Source organism: Wandonia sp. (assembly GCF_984588085.1).
This window is the reverse complement of the sequence record NZ_CFIGVI010000047.1, coordinates 3,648-8,838: the sequence shown is the minus strand read 5'-3', so window position 1 is coordinate 8,838 and position 5,191 is coordinate 3,648. Positions and strand designations below refer to the sequence as shown.

Below are 5,191 nucleotides of genomic sequence, written 5' to 3'. Positions count from 1 at the left end.
AAGTGCTTCAAAAACATCTCCAAAAGAGCCGGCGGATCCGCTTACCGATCTGCACTTCGCAAACAAACTGAAGCAGCCTATAAAAACTGCCAGCAAGAGTAAGTTAATCTCGTATCTATAAAACTTTCTAAACATGATCAATCATCTGTATAATCAGTAAAAATACTATCCTGTGGCCTTTTACCCCTGATTTATCAATGAAAATGTAACAAAAGATTCACTTGCTTTTTGTATATTTAGAAACAGCACAAAACCAAAATTTCTTAACTATGGATGCAAATAGTAAATGTCCTTTTTCCGGAGCCTCTCATCAACATAACACAGGTAGTCACGGCACACAGAATACTGATTGGTGGCCCCGTCGCTTAAAATTGAATATTCTGCGACAGAATTCTTCCCTGTCTGATCCTATGGATTCAGAATTTGATTATCGAGAAGCATTTAACAGTCTTGATCTGAACGCCGTAAAAAAAGATCTTGAAACCCTGATGACAGATTCTCAGGACTGGTGGCCGGCTGATTTTGGTCATTATGGTCCTTTGTTTATCCGAATGGCCTGGCATAGCGCAGGAACGTATAGAATCCACGACGGACGCGGAGGTGCGGGATCCGGACAGCAGCGCTTTGCGCCTTTGAACAGTTGGCCGGATAATGCGAATCTGGATAAGGCAAGAAGGTTACTTTGGCCCATTAAGCAAAAATATGGAAACAAAATATCCTGGGCCGATTTGCTCATCCTTACTGGAAATGTAGCTCTGGAGTCTATGGGCTTCAAAACATTTGGTTTTGCAGGTGGACGTGAAGATGTGTGGGAACCGGAAGAAGATGTATACTGGGGTTCAGAACAAACCTGGCTCGGAGACGAAAATCGCTATTCGGGAGAACGTGATCTTGAAAATCCGTTAGCCGCTGTACAAATGGGACTTATTTATGTCAATCCCGAGGGTCCGGGAGGAAATCCTGATCCGATTGCAGCCGCAAAAGATATCCGGGAAACATTTGCCCGAATGGCTATGAATGACGAAGAAACGGTAGCTCTTATTGCCGGAGGACATACTTTTGGTAAAACTCACGGAGCAGGAGACCCGGGGTTAGTGGGACCGGAACCGGAAGCAGCCGGTCTTGAAGAACAGGGACTGGGCTGGATCAGTTCTTACGGTTCAGGAAAAGGAGGTGATACGATTACAGGTGGTCCTGAAGTTACCTGGACGCAGCAACCAACACAATGGAGTAATTTGTTTTTTAAGAACTTATTTGAATTTGAGTGGGAATTAACTAAAAGTCCTGCCGGAGCTCATCAATGGGTGGCGAAGAATGCAGAAAAAACGGTTCCGGATGCTCATGATTCTACCCGAAAGCATCTTCCAACCATGTTGACAACCGATCTTTCCCTTCGCTTTGATCCTGTTTACGAGAAAATATCGCGGCGTTTTTATGAGAACCCTGACGAATTTGCAGATGTCTTTGCCCGTGCCTGGTTCAAACTTACACATCGCGATATGGGACCCAAATCCCGTTATCTCGGACCCGAAGTTCCTTCGGAGGATTTACTCTGGCAGGATCCTATTCCTGCTCCGCATTCCCCGTCAATTGATGAAGCGGATATCCGTCAATTAAAAACCCGGATTACAGATTCCGGTCTTACTATATCTGAACTGGTGACCACAGCATGGGCTTCAGCTTCTACCTTCAGAGGTTCAGATAAACGGGGTGGAGCGAACGGAGCACGTATTCGGTTAGCTCCTCAGAAATACTGGCAGGTAAATCAGCCGGCACAATTAGGAAAAGTGTTGGATACGTTAGAAACAATCCAACAGGAATTTAACAAGAATCAAACAGGTGGAAAACAACTCTCATTAGCAGATCTGATCGTACTTGGTGGGTGTACAGCCATTGAACAAGCGGCTAAGAAGGCAGGTTATGAAAAAGAAGTGCCTTTTATTCCCGGACGTATGGATGCTACAGCAGAACAAACCGATATTGAATCCTTTGCAGTACTGGAGCCATTGGCAGACGGTTTCCGTAATTACGCAAAAAAGCAAACTGCTTCCTGTGCTGAAAATTATCTCATTGACAAAGCGCAGTTACTGACCTTAACTGCACCCGAAATGACGGTACTGATTGGAGGTATGCGTGTTCTCAATACCAATTTTGATCATTCACACCATGGTGTATTCACCCATCACCCGGAAACATTATCCAATGACTTTTTCATCCACCTGTTGGACATGCAAACGGTCTGGAAATCAACTTCAGAGACCAACGATCTTTTTGAGGGACGCGATCGGAAAACCGGGGAACTCAGATGGACCGGAACCCGGGTGGACTTACTGTTTGGTTCGCATTCGGAATTACGTGCCCTTGCAGAAGTATACGCCAGTTCAGATGCTCAGGAGAAATTTATAACCGATTTCATTTCTGCCTGGAATAAGGTTATGAATCTGGATCGTTTTGACCAAAACAAATAAAACAAATCAGGGAAGTCGGTAGTGGGTTTACTACCGGCTTTTTATAGATCAGGCCGTTTTCTTTCGCTTTTTATACAACCAGATAAATAAGGGGATGAAAAGCGTTCCGAACAGCCATTGCCAATGTTTTGAAAAGAAAGTAGAAAAAGTATATCCCGGAGAACCGTTCACGGTGATTTCCCCTTCATAAACAGGAATATCCCGGTAAGCTTCTCCTACCTCATCAAACACTTTTACAGAAACTTTGGCTATTAATGTATGCGTTCCCTTACGCAAAGGCTGTATGTGCCACCTCCATACGGTAACTTCTGCTTCGCTAACTTTTTGTTCTTCACTTGACCGGGTAGTTATTTCAAAATTTTTTCCATTTGACGGATCATATAATGTGGCTTTCATACGCGAACCAACTTTAATCACTTTTATTGTATAACCTGCTGAATCAATATCTTCAAACAATACTGCTTCTCCTTCTTGTTGTATGATTCGGAAAAAAGCATCATATCGTTGTCCTACGCGCATTTCCTCCGGAACTTTAAATGCAAGTGTACCGGGAACCAAGTCACGAGCAGACAGACTACTCAATCCTTCATCTACCTGTTTAGTAACGATTGTATCTCCCATAAACTCAATACGCGTATTCGTCGTATCTGTTGAGGAGACGAGTATATCCTCTCCAGTTTGTTCGCTATCATTTTCTCCCGAGCCACTATCTCCCGAACAGGAAAAGATGGTTGACATGATCAACAGGAGAAGTACTGTTGGGAAAAGGGATCTTTTGTGCATACCATTTTTGTTTTCATTGTAATAAAGTAGTACCAATCGTCATGCCAGAAAGCCTTTTAAGGAGCCTTTTCGACAGATCTCATTTACAGTTAGTTCACCAAACTTACTAAAAAATCGCATTCAAAATAAAACTCTCTTTCAAAAGCATTTAGTCTTTTTTAACACCTCATCCGCATTTCCCCCTTTTATTCTCCAAAAAGAATCGTAACTTTTAAAAGAACACAAAATTTCAATCATATGGGAATTATAGCAACATTATTAGTGGGAGCAATTGCAGGGTGGTTAGGAAGTGTACTTTACAAAGGAAGTGGTCTCGGACTTCTTGGAAATATTATTGTAGGAATTATCGGTAGTGCATTAGGATACTGGTTGCTGGGGCAGTTTGGTGTCAACCTCGGAGAAGGTATTGTCGGGTTTATACTTACCGGAGCAATCGGAGCTATTGTAATCCTCTTTGTATTAAATCTGATTTTCAAGAAAAGATAATGGAAACTTGTTTAAGCAGTGAGACTCGTGTATTTCTCATGAGTACTCCTGCTAACCCTTACTCTGCTGAGAATAAACTCCCCTGCTTAATAGTATAGGTTTCCGTCTTTATCTACTACAAATAATTTATTGTTCGCAATAAAGGGAGGATATTTAACGCCCGCTTTCAGTTTAAAAGAGGTTATCTCTTTAGCTGTATTCAAATCAATAACACTCATCTTCTTCAACGTGTATGAGTAAAAAACTGCTTTTTCGTTATCGGAAAAACTCAACTGATAGGTTCCCGAACTAACAACGGAATTCATATCGAGGTCTATTTTTTTGAGTAACTCTCCGTTTTGGCTATCCAGATAAAAAATCGTTCTACCGGAAAAAAAAGCTATTTCATTTTCGTTCGAAAACCGTGCCGCAAAAGAATTAATCCCCGTTCCGGATTTGAACTCCCACTTTACTTCTCCGGTTAATAAATCATAACTTTTCATTGTATCAGGAAATAAAGTAAGACAGACCACATTATTCATTATAAACGGATAATCATTGACAAACTCTTCAGCAGGATTTTTCTGTGTTATGATCTGCTCCCAATTATGCTCTCCGGTTATTGCCCTCATACTATAGAGTTTATCGGGATAGCTATTAAGGATAACAGCCTCTTTGTATAACAACATAAATGACGCTATTCCGGGTAATTTTTTCTTCCCTGTCACCTTCATTTCTTCCGTATCAAAGGTTATCATTTGATTTTCATTATCAATAAATGTTGGCCATATAATGTACCTGTCATACACAACGGCATTGACAAGATTCGGATTGCAATGATCTATCTTCGCAATCAGGGAACCGTCGTTACAATCAAGTACAAATAAGGAAGAGTGATTTGAAAGAAAGATTTTTTGCTTGTACAGAAGAGCATCCCCCATACTATCCGGCAGCTTGCGACTCCAGAGAACAGTATCGGTAGTAATCTCTTTTAGTACTACCATTTTATTCGCGTAAGCCAACACCATTTTATCTTCCAGAACCATCGGGAGGGCACTCAGACCCTTTTCCATTTGTTTTACAACAAGTTCAGGCTCCACTCCGGGAACAGTTACAATTCGTTCGTTGTTATAGTTAAACAAGTTATAGTTCATATTCTGAGGTTTAAAGTAACTAAATTTACTTATTCACCCACTAACTACTTAATACTTAATTTCACGCAGTGAGTCTCAAGATTCAATTATATTTGCAAAAATTTACAATGAATATGCTTTACAGCAAAGGATCAAACCGTATAAAAGCTTATTATTTCATACTGCTTTTCTACTTTCTTATCTGTGAATTTCACACACTATTCGCACAACGTATGAGATCTAACTTTTCAAATGATCCGGTCGTATCACATCGTTTCCACAGAAATCGTGATTATGGCCTTTTTGAAATCGATCAACAAATTATTTGGGTAACATATTTGC

4 protein-coding genes are annotated in these 5,191 nt (G+C 40.9%); 2 read left to right on the top strand and 2 right to left on the bottom strand.

Annotated elements, in window-relative coordinates; all coding sequences use genetic code 11:
• Positions 1-269: 269 nt before the first annotated feature.
• Positions 270-2,468 (top strand): catalase/peroxidase HPI, encoded by a 2,199-nt coding sequence (gene katG, locus AC4PL9_RS13205; protein ID WP_491605217.1) that lies wholly within the window; start codon positions 270-272, stop codon positions 2,466-2,468.
• 48 nt (positions 2,469-2,516) lie between these two features.
• On the opposite strand, the gene AC4PL9_RS13200 is transcribed toward katG, so the two are convergent.
• Positions 2,517-3,251 carry a hypothetical protein gene (locus AC4PL9_RS13200; RefSeq protein ID WP_491605216.1) on the bottom strand — a complete coding sequence of 245 codons (735 nt, stop codon included), beginning with the start codon at positions 3,249-3,251 and terminating at the stop codon, positions 2,517-2,519.
• 237 nt (positions 3,252-3,488) lie between these two features.
• Between AC4PL9_RS13200 and AC4PL9_RS13195 the strand changes: the two genes are divergently transcribed.
• Positions 3,489-3,737 (top strand): GlsB/YeaQ/YmgE family stress response membrane protein, encoded by a 249-nt coding sequence (locus tag AC4PL9_RS13195; RefSeq protein WP_343787977.1) that lies wholly within the window; start codon positions 3,489-3,491, stop codon positions 3,735-3,737.
• Positions 3,738-3,823: 86 nt separating this feature from the next.
• Here AC4PL9_RS13195 and AC4PL9_RS13190 read toward each other — a convergent pair whose 3' ends face one another.
• The gene (locus tag AC4PL9_RS13190; RefSeq protein WP_491605215.1) at positions 3,824-4,870 is read right to left on the bottom strand and encodes an outer membrane protein assembly factor BamB family protein; all 1,047 of its coding nucleotides are present in this window, start codon (positions 4,868-4,870) and stop codon (positions 3,824-3,826) included.
• Positions 4,871-5,191: the final 321 nt, after the last annotated feature.

What these genes read in the sequence shown, in the direction of transcription:
- AC4PL9_RS13200 (WP_491605216.1), bottom strand. Translation starts at nt 3,251, where the DNA reads ATGCACAAAAGATCCCTTTTCCCAACAGTACTTCTCCTGTTGATCATG.
- katG (WP_491605217.1), top strand. Translation starts at nt 270, where the DNA reads ATGGATGCAAATAGTAAATGTCCTTTTTCCGGAGCCTCTCATCAACAT.
- AC4PL9_RS13190 (WP_491605215.1), bottom strand. Translation starts at nt 4,870, where the DNA reads ATGAACTATAACTTGTTTAACTATAACAACGAACGAATTGTAACTGTT.
- AC4PL9_RS13195 (WP_343787977.1), top strand. Translation starts at nt 3,489, where the DNA reads ATGGGAATTATAGCAACATTATTAGTGGGAGCAATTGCAGGGTGGTTA.